The 18,624-nt window shown below is 34.9% G+C and carries 20 protein-coding genes and 2 rRNA genes (1 of these 22 cut by a window edge); 9 read left to right on the forward strand and 13 right to left on the reverse strand.

Annotated features, from left to right (window positions below; all coding sequences use genetic code 11):
- Positions 1 to 2 precede the first annotated feature (2 nt).
- On the forward strand, positions 3 to 2,888 hold the full coding sequence (infB, locus tag LI_RS02915) for a translation initiation factor IF-2 (RefSeq protein ID WP_011526618.1): 2,886 nt from the start codon (positions 3 to 5) through the stop codon (positions 2,886 to 2,888).
- A gap of 283 nt (positions 2,889 to 3,171) precedes the next feature.
- Positions 3,172 to 4,170 (forward strand): DHH family phosphoesterase, encoded by a 999-nt coding sequence (locus LI_RS02920; protein WP_011526619.1) that lies wholly within the window; start codon positions 3,172 to 3,174, stop codon positions 4,168 to 4,170.
- Positions 4,171 to 4,242: 72 nt separating this feature from the next.
- Here the strand turns inward: LI_RS02920 and sctR are convergent, their stop codons facing one another.
- The 11 genes from sctR to LI_RS02975 form a co-directional block, all read right to left on the reverse strand.
- Positions 4,243 to 4,893: a type III secretion system export apparatus subunit SctR gene (gene sctR, locus LI_RS02925; RefSeq protein WP_011526620.1), complete on the reverse strand. Its 651-nt coding sequence runs from the start codon at positions 4,891 to 4,893 to the stop codon at positions 4,243 to 4,245.
- Positions 4,894 to 4,917: 24 nt separating this feature from the next.
- Positions 4,918 to 6,000, reverse strand: coding sequence for a FliM/FliN family flagellar motor switch protein (locus LI_RS02930; protein ID WP_011526621.1), 1,083 nt, complete (start codon positions 5,998 to 6,000; stop codon positions 4,918 to 4,920).
- A gap of 42 nt (positions 6,001 to 6,042) precedes the next feature.
- Positions 6,043 to 6,540: a type III secretion protein gene (locus tag LI_RS02935; RefSeq protein ID WP_011526622.1), complete on the reverse strand. Its 498-nt coding sequence runs from the start codon at positions 6,538 to 6,540 to the stop codon at positions 6,043 to 6,045.
- A gap of 21 nt (positions 6,541 to 6,561) precedes the next feature.
- Positions 6,562 to 7,878, reverse strand: coding sequence for a type III secretion system ATPase SctN (sctN, locus tag LI_RS02940; RefSeq protein ID WP_011526623.1), 1,317 nt, complete (start codon positions 7,876 to 7,878; stop codon positions 6,562 to 6,564).
- Positions 7,879 to 7,898: 20 nt separating this feature from the next.
- Complete coding sequence (locus LI_RS02945) at positions 7,899 to 8,513, reverse strand: HrpE/YscL family type III secretion apparatus protein (protein WP_011526624.1); 615 nt, start codon at positions 8,511 to 8,513, stop codon at positions 7,899 to 7,901.
- On the reverse strand, positions 8,492 to 9,196 hold the full coding sequence (locus tag LI_RS02950) for a hypothetical protein (protein WP_011526625.1): 705 nt from the start codon (positions 9,194 to 9,196) through the stop codon (positions 8,492 to 8,494). The genes LI_RS02945 and LI_RS02950 overlap by 22 nt, the downstream gene beginning before the upstream one ends.
- Positions 9,196 to 10,068 carry a type III secretion system inner membrane ring lipoprotein SctJ gene (gene sctJ / locus LI_RS02955; RefSeq protein WP_011526626.1) on the reverse strand — a complete coding sequence of 291 codons (873 nt, stop codon included), beginning with the start codon at positions 10,066 to 10,068 and terminating at the stop codon, positions 9,196 to 9,198. The genes LI_RS02950 and sctJ overlap by 1 nt, the downstream gene beginning before the upstream one ends.
- Positions 10,069 to 10,081: 13 nt before the next feature.
- Positions 10,082 to 10,459, reverse strand: a complete 378-nt coding sequence (locus LI_RS02960; RefSeq protein ID WP_011526627.1) for a tetratricopeptide repeat protein — start codon at positions 10,457 to 10,459, stop codon at positions 10,082 to 10,084.
- A gap of 72 nt (positions 10,460 to 10,531) precedes the next feature.
- Positions 10,532 to 10,765: a hypothetical protein gene (locus LI_RS02965; RefSeq protein WP_015353748.1), complete on the reverse strand. Its 234-nt coding sequence runs from the start codon at positions 10,763 to 10,765 to the stop codon at positions 10,532 to 10,534.
- 82 nt (positions 10,766 to 10,847) lie between these two features.
- Positions 10,848 to 11,285 (reverse strand): type III secretion system chaperone family protein, encoded by a 438-nt coding sequence (locus LI_RS02970; protein ID WP_015353749.1) that lies wholly within the window; start codon positions 11,283 to 11,285, stop codon positions 10,848 to 10,850.
- Positions 11,286 to 11,384: 99 nt separating this feature from the next.
- The gene (locus LI_RS02975; RefSeq protein ID WP_011526628.1) at positions 11,385 to 11,681 is read right to left on the reverse strand and encodes a hypothetical protein; all 297 of its coding nucleotides are present in this window, start codon (positions 11,679 to 11,681) and stop codon (positions 11,385 to 11,387) included.
- A 262-nt stretch (positions 11,682 to 11,943) separates the two neighbouring features.
- Here LI_RS02975 and LI_RS02980 point away from each other — a divergent pair, with 262 nt between their 5' ends.
- The 7 genes from LI_RS02980 to LI_RS03010 all read left to right on the forward strand — a co-directional run bounded on the left by LI_RS02980 (position 11,944) and on the right by LI_RS03010 (position 17,546).
- Positions 11,944 to 12,306 (forward strand): CesT family type III secretion system chaperone, encoded by a 363-nt coding sequence (locus LI_RS02980; RefSeq protein WP_011526629.1) that lies wholly within the window; start codon positions 11,944 to 11,946, stop codon positions 12,304 to 12,306.
- Between the two features lie 205 nt (positions 12,307 to 12,511).
- Complete coding sequence (gene sctY, locus LI_RS02985) at positions 12,512 to 12,853, forward strand: type III secretion apparatus assembly chaperone SctY (RefSeq protein WP_011526630.1); 342 nt, start codon at positions 12,512 to 12,514, stop codon at positions 12,851 to 12,853.
- Positions 12,850 to 14,952 (forward strand): type III secretion system export apparatus subunit SctV, encoded by a 2,103-nt coding sequence (gene sctV / locus LI_RS02990; RefSeq protein WP_011526631.1) that lies wholly within the window; start codon positions 12,850 to 12,852, stop codon positions 14,950 to 14,952. Before sctY ends, sctV begins: the two co-directional genes overlap by 4 nt.
- A gap of 17 nt (positions 14,953 to 14,969) precedes the next feature.
- Positions 14,970 to 15,230 carry a type III secretion system export apparatus subunit SctS gene (sctS, locus tag LI_RS02995; protein WP_011526632.1) on the forward strand — a complete coding sequence of 87 codons (261 nt, stop codon included), beginning with the start codon at positions 14,970 to 14,972 and terminating at the stop codon, positions 15,228 to 15,230.
- A gap of 47 nt (positions 15,231 to 15,277) precedes the next feature.
- Positions 15,278 to 16,093, forward strand: a complete 816-nt coding sequence (sctT, locus tag LI_RS03000; protein ID WP_011526633.1) for a type III secretion system export apparatus subunit SctT — start codon at positions 15,278 to 15,280, stop codon at positions 16,091 to 16,093.
- Positions 16,090 to 17,172, forward strand: a complete 1,083-nt coding sequence (gene sctU / locus LI_RS03005) for a type III secretion system export apparatus subunit SctU (protein WP_011526634.1) — start codon at positions 16,090 to 16,092, stop codon at positions 17,170 to 17,172. Before sctT ends, sctU begins: the two co-directional genes overlap by 4 nt.
- 170 nt (positions 17,173 to 17,342) lie before the next feature.
- The gene (locus LI_RS03010) at positions 17,343 to 17,546 is read left to right on the forward strand and encodes a SpoIIE family protein phosphatase (protein ID WP_041817043.1); all 204 of its coding nucleotides are present in this window, start codon (positions 17,343 to 17,345) and stop codon (positions 17,544 to 17,546) included.
- A gap of 91 nt (positions 17,547 to 17,637) precedes the next feature.
- On the opposite strand, the gene rrf is transcribed toward LI_RS03010, so the two are convergent.
- Together rrf and LI_RS03020 are read right to left on the reverse strand one after the other, a co-directional pair.
- Positions 17,638 to 17,752, reverse strand: a 5S ribosomal RNA gene (gene rrf / locus LI_RS03015).
- Positions 17,753 to 17,784: 32 nt separating this feature from the next.
- A 23S ribosomal RNA gene (locus LI_RS03020) occupies positions 17,785 to 18,624 on the reverse strand; it runs 2,090 nt beyond the window's last position.

The following is an 18,624-nucleotide window of genomic DNA, read 5'->3' on the forward strand; positions in this document are numbered from 1 at the left end:
TCATGATAAATGATAAAATTAAAGTTAAAGATCTTGCAATAGAGCTTGGTGTTTCAACTAAAGATCTTTTACGTGTTTTACGAGAACTTGAAATTTCTGCAAAAAGCACAATAAGTAATATATCAATAGAAGATTTACCTAAAATTCGTGCACAATTTAATACTCCTAATACAAATAAGGAAGAAGAACGAAGACAAATACAACCTGGTGTAATATTAAGACGTAAACGTCAACAACCTTCTACTAACCAGACAGATATTAAACTTAATCCAGTTGATACTAATGTTAGTGAATCTACTATACAAACAGAAAATCTTATATTAGAAAATAAAAATACATTATCCCCTCATATAGAAGAAACAACTGAAAAAATACCTGCTACAACAAATGAAATATTATATAATTCTCAAATAGCAAAAATAGTTCAATACCCTACACCTAGTGTCCCTAATAAAACTTTAACAACAACACCACATCAAACAAAAAAAAATCATTCTGAAAAAGATGTGTTAGAGAGTCATGACTCTTCTAATAAAAACATCAAACAATCTTCATCTCAAAACACAGAAAAAACTAACCGTAAACCTGCGGCTTCTGCTATCCCTGAAGGATCTTCAGCTCCAAGTTTACTGCCTCCAGTTTCTGAACAAATACGTCGTTTACACGATGAAGAGACTGAAAACTCTTCTAGTGAAGAAAAAAATGTTGATATACAACAAAAAGAAATCCCATCAACACAAGTGCGGGTTATTTCAAAGCCTAATATTACACAGTCCCACTCTTGGGATGCCAATAATACACGTTCTTCTAGTGGGCAACGGACTGAAACTGAAAAACAATCAAATACTGCCCCTCATACTGATAGTAGAGAACATACTGGTCATAATAAACGACCTGTTTCATACCAAGGACAAAATAGAAATAATTTTATTGCTACTCCTGATACAATTCCTAATGTAGAACATGATGGACAAAACAAGAAAAAGCGTCATACTAGCCGTAGGTCAACAGAGTTTAACCATAAATTTCAATATAATAATGAAGATGATGATATATCACGCCAAAATCGTGGAAGAAAACGTCATAAACAAAAAACAACATCTCAGGTAACAACACAACCAATAAAACTAACAAAACGTAAAATTCGTGTAGAAGAAGCTATTAGAGTTGCTGATATGGCCCATCAAATGGGACTTAAAGCTAATGAAATTATAAAAGTGCTCTTTAACCTTGGTGTGATGGCAACAATTAATATGTCATTAGATATTGACACAGCTACTCTTGTTGCTGCTGAATTTGGATATGAAGTAGAGAAAATTGGATTTACAGAAGAAGATTACTTAGTAGCAACAGCACCTGAACAATCAGAATCTCTAAAACGTCGACCTCCTGTTGTCACCATTATGGGGCATGTTGATCATGGAAAAACATCACTTCTTGATGCTATTCGAAAAACCAATGTCACTGGAGGTGAAGCTGGAGGTATTACACAACATATTGGCGCATATCATGTAACAACTAAAAGTGGTGAAATTGTTTTTCTTGATACACCTGGACATGAAGCATTCACTACAATGCGTGCTCGTGGTGCTCAAGTCACTGACATTGTTGTGCTTGTTGTTGCTGCTGATGATGGTGTCATGGAACAAACCCGTGAAGCAGTCAATCATGCACGGGCTGCAAATGTTCCTATTATGGTTGCTGTAAATAAAATGGATAAACCTGAAGCAAATCCAGATCGCGTCTTACGTGAACTTTCTGACATCGGCCTTGTTCCTGAAGACTGGGGAGGTGACACAATTGTTACTAAAGTTTCTGCAAAATCACTTGATGGTATTGACGAACTTTTAGAACTTCTTGCTCTTCAAACAGATATCCTAGAACTTAAAGCTAATCCTGACAAACCAGCAAGAGGCCACATTGTTGAAGCAAAGCTTGATAAAGGTCGTGGTCCAATAGCTACAGTCCTTATCCAAGAAGGAACGCTGCATCAAGGTGATACTTTTGTTTGTGGTGTCTTTAGTGGCCGAGTGCGAGCTATGTTTAATGATCAAGGGAAAAAAGTAAAAGACGCAGGACCATCTATGCCTATAGAAGTCCAAGGATTTGAAGGAGTACCTGAAGCAGGAGAAGCTTTTATTTGTTTACCTGATGAAAAACTTGCAAGACGCATTGCAGAAAGCCGTGCAATAAAACAGCGAGAGAAAGAACTTGCCAAAGAATCTAGGGTAACCTTAGAAACCTTCCTCTCAAAAACATCTAATGAAAAAGAAGCTCAAGTGCTTAATTTAGTAGTTAAGTCAGACGTTCAAGGTTCACTGGAAGCAATTCTTGAAGCACTACGTAAACTTAGCACTGCTAAAGTACGTATTAATATTATTCATGGTGGTAGTGGTGCTATTACTGAGTCAGACATCTTACTTGCCTCAGCATCTGATGCAATTGTTATAGGTTTTAATGTTCGACCAACAGCAAAAGTGAAAGAAGTCGCTGAGCAAGAGAATGTAGATATTCGTTTCTATGATATTATCTATAAACTAGTAGAAGAAATAAAAAGTGCCATGGCTGGCCTTCTTGCACCAATTAGTCGTGAAGTATATCTTGGACAAGCTGATGTACGTGAAATTTTTAATGTTCCTAAAATAGGAACCATAGCTGGAAGCCATGTTTCGGATGGTAAAGTTCTACGTAATGCAGGAGTCCGACTATTACGTGAAGGAGTTGTTGTTTATACTGGTGGTATTGCCTCCTTACGGAGATTTAAAGAAGACGTTAGAGAAGTCCAAAAAGGCTATGAGTGTGGTATTAGTCTTGAAAACTTCAACGATATCAAACTTGGTGATGTTATTGAATCATTTGAAACAGTGGAAGAAGCTGCTAGCTTATAGTAAATTATAATTATAATAAAAAGGGGAAAAGAGACTGAAGTCTTTTCCCCTTTTTATTATAATTATGTTACAAAACTGCTTTTTTAATAATACTAATATTATTTTATATTTTTTAGATCTTGTTCTAGTTATAGTATATGACTAATTAAAAATTACTAATGATGTGATACTCTATATTTCTTTGATTAAACCAATAAAAATTTTCTGTTTCCTAGTTAATTGTTAACTGTTGCTATCTAACAATATAGCTATATTAGCTAAAATAAAAGGGGATTAATGGATCATGGCTAACTATCCTCCATCTGCTGAAGAAATTGCTTCTCTTATACAACGTTATGATCGTATAGTAGTAACTTCCCACATTAACCCTGATGGTGATGCTATTGGTGCTTGTGGTGTGGTTTCCTACATTCTTAAAGCACTTGGAAAGCGTTTTATTATATATAATGCAACAGGTATTCCATATCATCTAGAATGGGTTCCTTTACCAACAAAAGTTATTACAAAACTAATGGATATTCCATTTAAGCCAGAATTATTTATTATTTTAGACTGTGGTGATATTTGGAGACTTGGTAGAGAATTATCTTCCTGTCTTTTAGAATACCAGTCAATAAATATTGACCATCATATAGGAAATCCAAATTTTGGGACATTAGCTAATTGGGTTGAGCCAAAGGCAGCTGCCACAGGTCAATTAGTTGCAGCTATTGCTGAAGTTATTGGAATCCCACTTACAGGAGAGCTAGCTCAATGCTTATATCTCTCAATTGTGACAGATACAGGCTCATTTGCATATAGTAATACAAGCCCAGGAGTATTACACTTAGCAGCAAAGCTTATTGAACTAGGTCTTAACCCCTCCCCCATAAGAGAACAGCTTGATAATCAATGGCCTCTTGCAAAATTTCACCTATGGGGAAAACTTATGCAAAAAATACAGTTAGAATATGATGGGCAAATTGCTATTTCTGCTGTTACCTTAAAAACTATTACAGATTTTGGAGCTACAAAAGAAGATTTAGAAGGCTTTACTGAACAAATACGAAAAATAAAAGGAGTACGTGTTGCTGCTCTTGTAAGAGAAGATCCTGGAGAAAGTTGTAAAGTCAGTCTTCGTTCATCAGGAACAGATAATGTACAAGCTGTTGCTATACAGTTTGGTGGTGGTGGACACTTTAATGCAGCTGGAGCAACAATCCATGAACCTATAGAAACTGCAGTAAAACAAATATTAGAAGCTATACAAAAAATTACATTTTCAACAACTGATGTAGACTAGATTTCAATGATCCTAACAAATTACTACTAAATTAGTGAATAATTACTATAAGTATTACACAATATTTAATAACTATCTATAGCTTAACATTAAACCTTGACTAATTTTTAACCAGCCATCTAATGTAACAAAAAGCAATAATTTGAAAGGCAAAGAGATAGTCATTGGTGAAACCATCATCATGCCCATTGCAAGCAAAATATTTGATACAACAAGATCTATTGCAACAAATGGTAAGTAAAGTAAAAAACCTATTTGAAAAGATTTTGTTAACTCTGTAATTGTAAAAGCAGGAATAATAATAAGTAAATTATTGCGTGAAATAGTTTCATGCTGATCTTTAGGCCAAATACGCTTAGCCGTCACCATTAAGCCTCTAATAGTAGACTCATCAGCATTACGTATTAAAAATTCACGTAAAGGTGGGGTTGCATCATAAAGAGCTTTTATAACTTCTAGTGCTGCTGGCGATGAGGGAAGTGCTGTTTTAAGATACAAGTCTTCCATCTTCATATATACAGGAGCCATAATAAATATACTTAAAATAATTGCTAATCCATTCATTACAATTGCAGGAGGAACCTGCTGTACACCTAATGCATTACGGATCAGTGAAGTTACAACAACTATCTTTACATATGATGTAACCATCATTATAACAAACGGAGCTAGTCCAAGTGCTCCTAAACCTAAAATGATTATTAGAGGATCAACACCAAACATATATTTATAGCTCCTTCATAAAGCCTATTCATCAATAGTTGTTGAAAATTCTAATATACGAATACCAATAACTCCATTAAAATTCATTAATACACCTGTACCAATAGTTTTATCTTCAAAAGAAAGTATAACAGGTGAATGAATATCTAACTCCAGTGTAAATGTATGTCCTTCTATAAAATGCTCTAACTCACTCAGTGTAGTATTATATTTTCCTATTTCAAAAGAAATAGGAACTTCCAGTGGATGCTCTATACTTTTATTCCTTATTGTGGACTCTGAACTCCATATCACTGGTGACTTCTGAGAGAATAACGTCGTTCCATTCCACCCAAGAACCTTTATGTGTCTTCCCTCTACAGAGCAAAAAATTTCTTTATCCAAAAATACCAAGGATAATCTATTTCTCAGGATAGGATAATCATAAGGGAATAAAACATCACCTGGTGTAAGTTGCATTAACTCTTTAATTGTTAATAAGCTATATCCAACTCTTATATTCATTTCTAAGGGTAGTGCTAATGGCATTACATTATTCTTTGGCAATGTCTGTAAATATATTAAAAAATTTTTTGCACTGTTTCCTTCTGGAATATAAATCCTGAGAGGAATATTTGATCTCATTAGTCCCGTATATGATTTATTCTCTTCTAACTTTGTAGAATCAAATATTAATGTAATCACACATCCAAACTGATAATCTACTAATGGTTCATAGAAAAAACCTAAAAATATTACAGGTACATGTAATATATTCTGTAACTTATGCTTTAATGGGGCAAATAAAGCTTCTAGTATAGGTAAAATAACAACATCTGATAATGGACTATCATATCTTACAGAAGATAAAGCTGGATGTAACCATAGAATACTTAAATCTTCTAATGCTATTTGTATCAAATCATTTTCACATTGGAATCGTAGAAAGACTTTTTCAGCAACATATAAAGAAGGTTGCCCTAAGTGAACAATGCAACTTGTTTCACCAAGAGGAATTATCCATGGTGGTGTGAGAGTTGTAACTTCATTCAGTAACCTCATTGCTAATTTTGACAACAAAGGAGGTGTAAATAGTTGTATATCTCCCTGTGACCCCAGATTAGACATTATTACTACTCCGTAACAGGAATAAAACTAATACATTAAAAGTTATTCATCTATATCTTCTTGTTCTTCTTCACGTTCAGGCATTTTGAAGTCTTCAAGTTCAACTTCTTCACGTTGTTGAGCAAGAATTTTTTCTTCTGCTTCCCATAACTTTTTATGTTCTGCGAGTTTTGCTGTCTGCTTTTTTAATTCTGTAAGATTCTTAATAGCTCTCTCTTTTGCTTCTATACAAGCTTCAACATAATCTTTTGCCTTATCTACAAGCTTATACTTTTCTTTGACATTATCTAATAAAATACCTGTCTTTACTTTTAATAATTCTAATTCCTTAAAAAGAACTAATGAGCCTATAATTTCACTATAGTATCTATTAATTTCCTGTTGGCACCATTCTTCATAATTTTTACAGTCTTCTTCAGCTTTTTGTAAATCTTTCCTTGCCTCAACAAGTGCATTTTCAGCTCTTAGTACTGCCTGTTGTGCCAACTCTTCCTTATGCTCTCGGACAGAAAGAAGCGGAGCTAATGGATATTTGGACATTCAATACATTCCTTATCATTCTTAAGCCACCGCTTTTTTTAAAGCCTGAAGTGTTTGCTCAAAAGTACTTTTTTCATCTAGGCCCTGCTGTAAAAAAGCATTAATCCCTTTATTATGTTTTATAGCATCATCCGCAGCAGGATCATTACCTGCTTTATATTCTCCTATCTGGACTAAAAGCTCAACTTCTGCATATTTAGCAAGATATTTCCTTAATTTCCCTGCATTTTCTTTATGTTCCTTTGTAACTATAGCATTCATAACACGACTTACACTAGCTAAGACATCAACAGCAGGATAGTGATTTGCTGCAGCTAACTTCCTTGATAAAATAATATGACCATCTAGAATAGAACGTGTTTCGTCAGCAATTGGCTCTGTCATATCATCACCTTCGACAAGGACAGTATATAATGCTGTAATAGAACCTTTATCTGAGTTTCCTGCTCGCTCCATAAGTTTTGGTAATGAAGAAAAGACAGAAGGTGGAAACCCACGACGTGTTGGAGGTTCTCCAGATGCAAGGCCTATTTCACGTAATGCACGACCAAAACGTGTGACAGAATCCATAAGTAATAAAACTTTCTTTCCTTGATCTCTAAAATATTCAGCAATTGCAGTTGCTGTATAAGCTGATTTAAGTCGCTCCATAGAAGAACGATCAGACGTAGATACAACAAGTACAGAACGCTTTAAACCTTCTGCTCCAAGATCATGTTCAATAAATTCGCGTACTTCTCGACCACGTTCACCAATCAATGCTAAAATACAAACATCAGCAGTTGTGCCTTTAATAATACTTGATAAAAGTGTACTTTTACCTCCACCAGCTGCAGCAAAAATACCCATCCTTTGGCCCTCACCACAAGTTAATATTCCATCTAATACACGAAGACCTAATGAAATTGGCTTCTCAATAATTCGACGTAACATTGGATTAGGAGGATCTGCATATACAGGATAGTATGTCCGTAAACGTAATGGAGCTTTCCCATCTATAGGTTCTCCAAGTCCATTTAATACACGACCAAGTAACTCTCTTCCCACTGGAATAGCATGAACCATTCCTGTAGGAATTACTTCTGTTGAGGGAGAAATACCTTGGAGATCTCCTAAGGGTGTAAGTAAAGCTACATGTTTTACAAAACCAACTACTTCAGCCTGTAAGGTCCAATTATCCCATGGGTTACGTAGTTCACATAATTCACCAATCTTAACGCCTGGGACAACTGCACGAATTATTGTACCAATAACTTGTTCAACCCTTCCTCTAACTTCTACAGGACTTGTATTCTGCACAGCCTCTTCAAGGAGTGAAGCAATATATTCAAGCGCCATAAAGTATCCTTTCTATCAACTTAATATTTAATTTTAGAATGGAAAGCACTTTCCAAAGCTTTAAGCTGTACATCTAAACTTGCATCTACAACACCATATTCTGTTTCAACAAGACATGAACCTGGTTCTAACCTGGCATCAACAACAATATTAAGAAATCCACCTTTTGTTGACTTTAATGTATCAGAAAACTTTTTTGTAATAGCTTTTTCGTCAGCTGTAGATACACGGATAACTAACTCTTTTTGAGATTTAACATTCTTTAGCGCTCGTTGTGCAATACGTATAATACGTTCAGCGGGATCCATTTCATTAAGAACTTTTTTAACTGTATTCATCACAATCTGTACAAGGTCATCTTCAATACCTTCAATAAATTCAACAGATAATAATACTGTTTCTAACACATGCTCTTTGTTCTCACGAAGTCCTTCATTTTTGCCATCTTCATAGCCATCTTTTCCTTTTTGCTTGTATACTTCTTCTGCATGAAGTTTTAGTTCATTAATACGCTTAGTAACAGCTTCTGATAGTTCACTGGAGGAGATAAGAGAAGAAAAAAAGTCTGCCTTTAATAAAGGAATTCTTTCTGTCAACTCTGGTAATGATGATGTTAGTCGAAAATAGGTGCCCATTGTGGTGCAACCTCTCGAAGAAGTATTTTCTTTAGCCCATCCCAAACCCCTTTAATAACAGGTGAAGGATAATCCTGAGACAGTACAGCACTGTCTTCTGTGGAAAAAACAAAATTAAGCTGTGAAAAAAATATAGATTGAAGAACACTAGGCCATGAAGATGCACAAATCTCTAAAGCCATACGACCATCCCAATGGATACGGGTTGTTAATGGAATGGAATGACTCTGTGCTAAAAAAAATCTGCGTACTGCACCGACTTGGTATCTACCACGCAATAAGCTATATTGATAAAGATCTTGCCCAAGGATCTGCTGTAATTGGAGGACTTCATCCCTTCTTAAAACTTTTGCAATTTCATCTGCATTAATGGCTGCACCAAAAACTAGTTGAAGACGCCTTACTGTTTCTGGTTCAAGTAATGCAATCCTTCTTGTTTCTTCCATAAAATCCCAAAAACAATATTCTGTTTCCATTAGTCGCTCTTTCTTTAAAGCAATTCCTCGTAAAGCAAGCTTTTGTATAAAAGAATTATCAAATCCAGGAGTAGCATCTGTAAAAGAAGCCATTTCTTCAGCTGTCTGGATCATTACATTATATAATAAATTACAATTAAATTCTATTATTGCCTCAAATAATTGAGGTTTATTAATGATTATCTCAAGAAAAAATACTTTATCCATTATTGCTCTTCTGGCTTAATAGTTTGTTCTCCTGATATAGATCCATCATTATCAATTTTTTTAGCAATGGGTATATCTTTTTGAAATAACACTAAACCAATACAAAAAAATATCCCAAATATAATGGCTAAAAAGATAATTCCCATTCCAATAAGAAAATAAGGACTACCTCGTTCTGGGAAAAGTGATATACCTAAAAAGGTTGAAGAGCCCATAGAGGGAATAGTCAAAGGTTCTTGTACAGGAAGTAACATCACAGAGGTACGATCATATTCAAGATCAGGAAGACTTTTAGCCGCAACTTCACGAATACTAGGAAGCATATTTACTACAGGCGAATCAGGCGTATGCCTTATAAAAATACCCATAGATGGAAGGATTTTAGAATCAACAGCTTGATCTGTATAGCCTGGGACCACATGAACTCTTGTTGTTAATACTCCATCAATACGAGAAAAAGTATTTGCAAGCTCTTGAGATATAGCATAGGCCATCCGTGCACGTTCTTCAGATTGAGAACTTATCATACCTTGGCCTGAAAAGACTTCCCCAAGGCTAACATAGTTTTCTCTAGGTAATGCATTCTTTTTTAAAATCTCTAAAGCACTTATCAACTGTTCTTCTGCCACAAGTAAAGAAAATCCTTCTTTACCACCTGGAGATTTTTCTACATCAATCCCCCTATAGATTAATGTAGCAACCATTTCATTTACCTGATCTTCCGTAAGCCCCTTATAAACTTCTAACTTACACCCTGATATAAAAATAATGCTAAAAAAAATAATAAATAACAGTAAGATATTGTCCCACTTTTTTAATGGATATACATTGCTATCCGTTGCTTTAACTATATATCTGTCTGTTAAAAGCATCTATACTCACCAATTATGACTGTAACTGTATTTTCATTACCTCAAGTAAATCTACGGCAAAGACACTGGCTGCACCATCAGTGGCTGCTACTTTCTCAAATAACAGCGATGATTGATCCCCACGCCCTGTGAACATATAAGTAATTCCTAAAAATACTTGTGCATCAGGATCATCTGGAACTTTTTCTAAATATTTCGTGAGGATTTCTTCTGCTTCACTAAACTCATCGATAACAATATGGCTCAGTGCTTGTCCTATTAAAGCTGGTGGGAAACCTGGTTTTAATGCCAAAACACCATCATAAATTTTACGTGCCACACCAACTAATCCATAATGGCAAGCTGTATTAGCTGTATCAAGCAGCCTTTTTACTTGATATTCAGAAAGCATATTTCCCTCTTCTATCTTTAAAAATAGATAATAAATTTTGAGTTAATCATAACCATATAAAATACATACAATTTATCCTGTCCTCTGTGCTAAACTTTTGATTGTATCTATTGAACTTTTATTTATTGAAGAAGTTACTTCCAGTAATGAGTTATACTGACCTAGCTCAAAACTAACTAGCATCATATCTTCAGGATTAAGGTTTTGCCCTTGAATTAATTGATCTAATTTTGCTTGTAATGTATTACCCCTAGTATCAATCTTTTGTAGTGCATCAGCTAAAAAATCTCCTATATTAACGGCCATTATCACACCTCCTTTACCTATCTTAGAATATAGAAAATATCAGGATGGTATATAATTCAATTTTAATTGACCTCATTTAAAGCTATGGTATTAGCATACCACTTCCATATGGACTACTAAATGAATTTGATTGATTTTTATATTTATCTATTTGTTCTTTCCACCAATACATATCACTTGCAAAGCTTTTCATATAATCAGGGAAAAGTTCTATCTGTTCATTTTTAACTACTAAGTGTAATTCCAAATTGTTTTCTTTAATGGAAACAATAGATCTTTTCTTTTTTGCTACACCAATAGCAATTCTTGCACACTCTTTAATAATAGTATTTGTTATAGTATCATTATTTTCTACAGAAAAAAGTTTTCCAAAAAATATAGAAATATTACTATTAGGTGAAAATAAATCTATATCTATATCTTGATCCAAACTAAAATGATAACTACCAGTACTTGTTGGTAGCAACGGTTCAAGTTCAAACGCACTAGTAATAGTATCAACGATATCTTGCAGAGTCATATTATTACCTATTAATAGAGTTAACTAACCTAACGTCAAATTATGAAAAGACTAAAACTTTATATGTTACTCTCATTATATATCATAGCCTAACTACAATTAGAGTTTTACAACTCCTCTTCTAGAAACTATCCTTTTCCTTTTTGTAGATATATCTTCTTCTTTTTTCTTTGTTACAGGAATATCTGAAAATTTTTCTTGAATTTTTTGTTTTTCTTCTTCTAAAGTTCTAATAACTTCTGGAGGAAGTTGTTTAACAAACTCTTCAAGTTTTTCTTCAGTAACACCAAGAGCTTCAAGGCGTTCATCATATTCTTTATTAAGCCTCTCTAACTCTTGCTTTAATTCTAAATATTGCCGTTCTTGTGCTTCAAGATCTTTCTTGGTGAATGCCATTTGAAAACTCCTTCTTGGGAAATACCATAAAAGTATTGCAATATAAATAAAAAATAAAAAATTTTATATTACTGTGAAAAACAGTATAACTTTCTTTCTATTATAAACAATAAAATAACTATATTCTATTGAAAAATATCTCAAAAAAATACAAAATATAATTTGTCATTGTAATATACAATAATATTTTTACTATAAAAAAGTATATGAATTATATATTATAATAGATAAAAAATAACAATTAAAATTTACTGAGGAGATTATGATAACACATGAAATTGAAGAGTTTGGTCGTCGTATGGGAATGTCAGACTTAGAACTTTCTCAAGATGGTATCATTGCATTTGAAGTTGAAGACCTAGGATCTTTACATATAGAGCAAGATGAAGAAAATGAAGAACTTTTTATATATTTAGCAACACCTGTACCACCATATAATAATGATATTCCTAAAAAAGTTCTTGAACTATGTAGTTATAAGCATGCACATCCATTTATACTACATGGTGGTATACATAATGACAACGTTATATTTCTTTCTAGAATTAGCTATCGTGATGTAAAAGCATCAACTATTGAAAATACAACACAATTTCTTATAAGTATTACACAAAAAGTGTTGTAATATATATATATAATAAGATATATAATTGTATAGTTTTTTTATGATGTATTATAAAAATAAATTTTATATACCTTTTTATATATTTATATATAATTACTAAATATATATTATATAACTATATAAGTGCATTATAGTAAAGTTTTTACTAAGATAGAGAGAGTTTAAAAGTATTATATTTGGATGAAAAGATTATCTGAGGGGTACCATGCTGCTCACGTCCGAACAGCGACAAACTTTATATATCTTAGGATATCTTTACATACGCATGGGTCTAAATGACTCAGCAGAAAGACTTTTTAAAACAATACTTAGTCTCTTTCCTGAAGATAAATGGTCTCATCGAAGCCTTGCAGTGATCGCCATGAGGAAAGGTGATAGTATTTCTTGCTTAGCACATATTTATAAAGCAGTAGCAGGGGAACATAGTATAGTAAAGCATGCTCCACTACTTCTTTTACAAGCACAAGCATTATGGAATCTTGGACGTTATTCTGAATCAAGGACATCTATCCAAAACTATATTAAAATTAGAGGAAGTCGAACATGAGCTTATTCGCTAAAGCTCAATCGACTGTAGGTGTTATTACACGAAATAATGACATCACTATGGTCCTTTTATTAGTGACTGTCATAGCATTAATGATTATCCCATTACCTACTCCTTTAGTGGATACACTGATTGGTATTAACATGGGACTTTCATTTCTTATTGTAATGATGTGTATGTATGTTAAGACAGTTTTAGATTTTTCTGTTTTTCCCACTATGCTCCTTTTTACAACCCTGTTCAGAGTTGGTTTAAATATCACAACGACAAGACTTATTTTACTCCAAGCAGATGCTGGAGAAATCATTTTTATTTTTGGTGAATTTGCCTTAGGTGGAAACTTTGTTGTTGGAGCAGTTGTCTTTGTCATTCTAACAATTGTTCAGTTCCTTGTTATTGCAAAAGGAGCTGAACGTGTTGCCGAAGTTGGTGCACGCTTTACCCTTGATGCTATGCCAGGAAAACAGATGTCTATTGATGCCGACATGCGCGCAGGCGTTATTGACATGGAAGAAGCCCAAAAACGTCGTGCACGAATAAATCAAGAAAGCCAAATGTATGGAGCTATGGACGGTGCTATGAAATTTGTTAAAGGTGATAGCATCGCAGGAATGATAATTGCTGTTGTTAATATTGTTGGAGGTACCATTATTGGGGTCACACAACATGGAATGGCTGCCTCTGATGCCTTACATGTTTATGGTATTCTGACCATTGGTGATGGTTTAGTCTCACAAATTCCATCTCTGTTAATCTCCATTGCAGCAGGGATTCTGATTACTCGTACTGGTGACTCAGCTGAAAATGTTGGTTCTCAAATTGGTGAACAAATATTTAATCAGCCTAAAGCTCTTTTAATGGCAGGTGGAGTTGTATTTCTTATTGCACTAGTTCCAGGTTTTCCAAAAATTCAACTTTTTGCCATTTCAGCTACTCTTGCAGGTATTGGGTATACACTAAAACTTATTATGACTAACCCTGCACCTAAAAATGCAAAACAAAGTATAGCAAAAACATTAGAACCTACAACATCACCTTCAAAAAAATCTTCTACTGAACAGAAGGAATCAAAAGAAGAGTTTTCACCAACTGTACCTATTATATTAGATATATCTCAACAAATGAGTGAAGAGTTAGATTATGATTCACTCAATGATGAACTTATAACATTACGTCGTGTTCTATACTTTGATCTTGGTGTACCATTCCCTGGCATTAATCTTCGCATCTCATCAAAGCTACATGACCTTACTTATTCCTTAATGATTAATGAGATTCCTATAACCAAAGGAACACTTGAAAAAGGTATGGTCTTAGCAAGGGATACAAAAGAAAATTTGGCAATGCTTGGAGTGGAACCTGAAGAAAAAGAAAAATTTCTTCCAGATGTTGAGTCTCTTTGGGTTCCAGACTCTAAAAAAGCATTGCTTGAACGGGCAGGAATAACATGTATGACACATAGTCGCATTCTTGCTTACCACTTATCCCTTGTCCTTTCACGCCATGCTTCAAACTTTCTGGGCATGCAAGAAACAAAATATCTCTTGGATAAAATGGAAGAACGTGCTCCTGATTTGGTTAGAGAAACAACTCGATTATTACCTGTACAAAGAATTGCTGAAATTTTCCAACGTCTTGTACAAGAACAAATTTCTATACGTGACTTAAGAAGTATCCTTGAGGCTCTTATTGAGTGGAGCCCTAAAGAAAAAGATACTGTTATGCTCACAGAATATGTCCGAAGTGCGTTAAAACGTCAAATAAGTTACATGTACTCTAAAGGTCAAAACATGCTACCTGCTGTTCTTCTTGATCCAAACGTAGAAGAAACTATTAGAAAATCTGTAAGACAAACTTCTGCTGGGGCCTTCCTTGCATTAGATCCAGAAACAACACAAATATTTATGGCATCCCTTAAAGAGTTTGCATCAGAGACCAATCTAACCTATACCCAAAAACCTGTTTTAATCACTTCAATGGATATTCGTCGGTATGTACGTAGACTCATAGAGGGAGATTATTACAACCTTCCTGTAGTGTCATACCAAGAACTTACACCAGAAATTTCTGTACAACCTGTTGGAAGAATACGTTTCTAAATACAGAGAGTAGTCATATGGAAACGACAACTATGACATATACAGCAAAAGCACTTTATTTAGTGCTTGTGCTATCTATGCCACCTATTCTTGTTGCATCACTTGTTGGACTTTTTGTTAGTTTAATTCAAGCAATTACACAACTTCAAGAACAAACACTTGCATTTGGTATAAAACTTCTTGCTGTTGTACTTACTCTTTTTTTTATGGGTGGATGGTTAACAGGAGAACTCTATAGATATGCTGAAGAAATTTTCAATCGTTTTCATATCATGTAACTATTGCAATAACTATAGTTGACACACAAAATTTTATTAGGACTATTATGAATTATGATCAAACAATAGGTGCACTTGGTGTATATGATCACTTTATAGCATTCTTAATAGGAACACCAAGGCTCTTCATGATTATTCAAGTTGTTCCCTTCATGGGCAATAATATTGTAACAGGTCAACTTAGAGTTGTTGTTGTTTTCTCATTTTATCTATTATTATCACCTGCACTTGTTGCACAACTACCACATATACCTGAAGTAGATCCCTCACTCCTTCCTCGTATTTTAGCAATAGTAATAAAAGAGGGCTTTATAGGATTTTTTTTAGGATACCTTGGAAGTATGGTTTTCTGGATGATTGAAAGCGTAGGACTCTTTATTGATAACCAAAGAGGAGCTGCCATGGCAGCACAGACAGATCCTTTGTCAGGGAGCCAAACTTCTCCTCTTGGTTCTTTTCTATTTCAATGTCTTGTGTATATCTTTTTTACCAGTGGGGCTTTTATTACCTTTTTAACACTTATATACAAAACATATGAATTCTGGCCACCACATGAATTTATCCCTATGAGTTGGAAAATGCGTCTTCCTGAATTAATAATAAAACAAGTAGATTGGCTTATGGCTTATACAATGCTACTTGCAGGTCCTATTGCTGTAGCATGTTTACTTACAGATGTTTCATTAGGACTTGTTAATCGCTTTGCATCCCAACTTAACGTTTATGTCCTTGCTATGCCTATAAAAAGTGCTGTTGCGGCTTTTCTCCTTATTTTCTATTTCAAATTACTTCTAGAAAAAGCTACATTTTTATTTAAACCTTTTGAAACTGTTCTATTTCAAATTAAGAGTCTCATACAATGAGTGGAGATAGCGGAGATAAAACAGAACCACCAACCCCGAAAAAGTTGCGTGAAGCAAGAGAGCAAGGTGACGTTGCTAAAAGTCAAGATGTCGCTGCTGCTATGACAATGTTTGGTGCTTCATTATATTTTATTGGAATGTGGCAAGATGTCTTTAGCAATTTGCTTAATTTAATTGAATTACCAACAAAATTTATACACCTACCATTTGAAGAAGCACTCCCTGCTACAATAAGCGGAATTGCATCAATAGCTTTTAGTATACTTATACCTATCATTGCTACTCTTATGTTTTTAGCTGTTGCTGCAGATTTAATGCAAATAGGCGTATTATTCTCTGTCAAATCTGCTATCCCTAAACTTGATAATCTTAATCCTAAGAAGTGGTTTTCAAAAGTTTTTTCTATAAAAAATCTTGGAGAATTTGTAAAAAATATTCTTAAAGTTAGTGTATTAACTATTACTGTATGGATTATTTTATCAAATTATATCAAAGAATTATTTGCAATAGCTTCAGGAAATATTTGGAGTTTATGGTACATATTAGGATCTGTTTTAAGGGATCTAACCCTTAGCGTTTCTATGGTTTTTTCTGTCATTGCATGTATCGATTTCATGTTTCAAAAATGGCAATACAATAAACGTCAAATGATGAGTAAACAAGAGATCAAGCAAGAATATAAAGATATGGAAGGTGATCCTCTTATAAAAGGAAAAAGAAAACAACTTCATCAAGAAATGGCTATGCAAAACCCTGTAAACAAAGTAAGAAAAGCCAAAGTTGTTGTAGTTAATCCTATCCACTATGCTATTGCCATTGACTATGAAAAAGGAAGGACACTCCTTCCTGTAATTCTAGCAAAAGGTGAAGGATTATTAGCACAACGTATGGTAGCTGTAGCACAAGAAGAAGGTATTCCTGTTATGCAAAACATTCCACTAGCTCATAGCCTTTTTATGGATGGAATTGAAGATTCCTATATCCCTAGAAATCTTATTGCACCAGTTGCTGAGGTTTTACGCTGGGTAAACTCTTTAAATAAAAATATGATACATAAACCTATATCTAATGATACTTAAATAACAAAAATTTTATTATGTAATACAAAACATAACTATTTTATTAATAATAATTTTATTAATAATAGACTAAGCTCCTCACTCTAAAACTATCTGAAATATAGTTACGATCATGTGCTATAGTATTAGTGCTATTAAAGTGAACTATACTTTTTTACTAAAAAATTACTATGTTAGAGCTTAATGGAGTTACTGAAGCAATGGCCCCAAATCTTGAGCTTTATGGTACTGAACGTTTTGAAAAAACGCTTGATATGAACAGGAAGAAGTCATTAAAGGGATTAATAGCAGCAGTAAATCAAACAATAATAGAACATAGAGGAGAAGCTGAACAATCTGACGATATAACGATGTTAGCATTTATGTATAAGTAGAGAGAGTTGTTGTGTGTGTGTGTGTGTGTGTGTAGAGAGGTGTTTGTTAAAAGGAAAGGCTCTCTGATAGAGAGCCTTTTTTATAAAAAAGTCTTGGCATCGACCTACTTTCCCACACATAAATATGCAGTATCATCGGCGATGGAGGGCTTAACTGCCGAGTTCGGGATGGTATCGGGTGTACCCCCTCCTCCATGGACACCAAGACAAAATATGTATAGGGGATGAAGAAAGTAAAATAGAGCAAGCCTCACGGACTATTAGTACTGGTCAGCTGAATACGTCACCGTACTTACACCTCCAGCCTATCAACCAGGTAGTCTACCTGGGTCCTTTAGCCTCTTTCGAGGGGGGAGAACTAATCTTGAGGCGGGCTTCCCGCTTAGATGCTTTCAGCGGTTATCCCTTCCACACATAGCTACTCTGCTATGCCACTGGCGTGACAACAGAACCACCAGCGGTGCGTCCATCCCGGTCCTCTCGTACTAGGGAAAGACCCTCTCAATTCTCCTTCGTCCACAGAAGATAAGGACCAAACTGTCTCACGACGTTTTAAACCCAGCTCGCGTACCACTTTAAACGGCGAACAGCCGTACCCTTGGGACCTGCTTCAGCCCCAGGATGTGATGAGCCGACATCGAGGTGCCAAACCGCATCGTCGATATGAACTCTTGGATGCGATCAGCCTGTTATCCCCGGCGTACCTTTTATCCAATGAGCGATGGCCCTTCCATTCGGGACCACCGGATCACTAACGCCAACTTTCGTTCCTGCTCGACATGTCTGTCTTGCAGTCAAGCTCCCTTATGTGTTTGCACTCAACGCCTGGTTTCCGATCAGGCTGAGGGAACCTTTGCATGCCTCCGTTACATTTTAGGAGGCGACCGCCCCAGTCAAACTACCCACCAGACACTGTCTCCTGCCAGGCTAACTGGTCAGGGTTAGGATCTTAAACGTGTAAGGGTGGTATTTCAAGGTTGCCTCCGCCTATACTGGCGTATAGGTTTCACTGGCTCCCACCTATCCTACACATACAAGCCCAAAATCCAATGTCAAGCTATAGTAAAGGTGCACAGGG

Origin of the sequence: Lawsonia intracellularis PHE/MN1-00, from assembly GCF_000055945.1 — a bacterium.
In the GTDB taxonomy this organism is placed as follows: domain Bacteria; phylum Desulfobacterota; class Desulfovibrionia; order Desulfovibrionales; family Desulfovibrionaceae; genus Bilophila; species Bilophila intracellularis.

Bases quoted from the DNA above. Each gene is read 5' to 3' on its own strand.
- infB (WP_011526618.1), top strand. From the start codon at position 3: ATGATAAATGATAAAATTAAAGTTAAAGATCTTGCAATAGAGCTTGGT.
- LI_RS02920 (WP_011526619.1), top strand. From the start codon at position 3,172: ATGGCTAACTATCCTCCATCTGCTGAAGAAATTGCTTCTCTTATACAA.
- sctR (WP_011526620.1), bottom strand. From the start codon at position 4,893: ATGTTTGGTGTTGATCCTCTAATAATCATTTTAGGTTTAGGAGCACTT.
- LI_RS02930 (WP_011526621.1), bottom strand. From the start codon at position 6,000: ATGTCTAATCTGGGGTCACAGGGAGATATACAACTATTTACACCTCCT.
- LI_RS02935 (WP_011526622.1), bottom strand. From the start codon at position 6,540: ATGTCCAAATATCCATTAGCTCCGCTTCTTTCTGTCCGAGAGCATAAG.
- sctN (WP_011526623.1), bottom strand. From the start codon at position 7,878: ATGGCGCTTGAATATATTGCTTCACTCCTTGAAGAGGCTGTGCAGAAT.
- LI_RS02945 (WP_011526624.1), bottom strand. From the start codon at position 8,513: ATGGGCACCTATTTTCGACTAACATCATCATTACCAGAGTTGACAGAA.
- LI_RS02950 (WP_011526625.1), bottom strand. From the start codon at position 9,196: ATGGATAAAGTATTTTTTCTTGAGATAATCATTAATAAACCTCAATTA.
- sctJ (WP_011526626.1), bottom strand. From the start codon at position 10,068: ATGCTTTTAACAGACAGATATATAGTTAAAGCAACGGATAGCAATGTA.
- LI_RS02960 (WP_011526627.1), bottom strand. From the start codon at position 10,459: ATGCTTTCTGAATATCAAGTAAAAAGGCTGCTTGATACAGCTAATACA.
- LI_RS02965 (WP_015353748.1), bottom strand. From the start codon at position 10,765: ATGGCCGTTAATATAGGAGATTTTTTAGCTGATGCACTACAAAAGATT.
- LI_RS02970 (WP_015353749.1), bottom strand. From the start codon at position 11,285: ATGACTCTGCAAGATATCGTTGATACTATTACTAGTGCGTTTGAACTT.
- LI_RS02975 (WP_011526628.1), bottom strand. From the start codon at position 11,681: ATGGCATTCACCAAGAAAGATCTTGAAGCACAAGAACGGCAATATTTA.
- LI_RS02980 (WP_011526629.1), top strand. From the start codon at position 11,944: ATGATAACACATGAAATTGAAGAGTTTGGTCGTCGTATGGGAATGTCA.
- sctY (WP_011526630.1), top strand. From the start codon at position 12,512: ATGCTGCTCACGTCCGAACAGCGACAAACTTTATATATCTTAGGATAT.
- sctV (WP_011526631.1), top strand. From the start codon at position 12,850: ATGAGCTTATTCGCTAAAGCTCAATCGACTGTAGGTGTTATTACACGA.
- sctS (WP_011526632.1), top strand. From the start codon at position 14,970: ATGGAAACGACAACTATGACATATACAGCAAAAGCACTTTATTTAGTG.
- sctT (WP_011526633.1), top strand. From the start codon at position 15,278: ATGAATTATGATCAAACAATAGGTGCACTTGGTGTATATGATCACTTT.
- sctU (WP_011526634.1), top strand. From the start codon at position 16,090: ATGAGTGGAGATAGCGGAGATAAAACAGAACCACCAACCCCGAAAAAG.
- LI_RS03010 (WP_041817043.1), top strand. From the start codon at position 17,343: ATGTTAGAGCTTAATGGAGTTACTGAAGCAATGGCCCCAAATCTTGAG.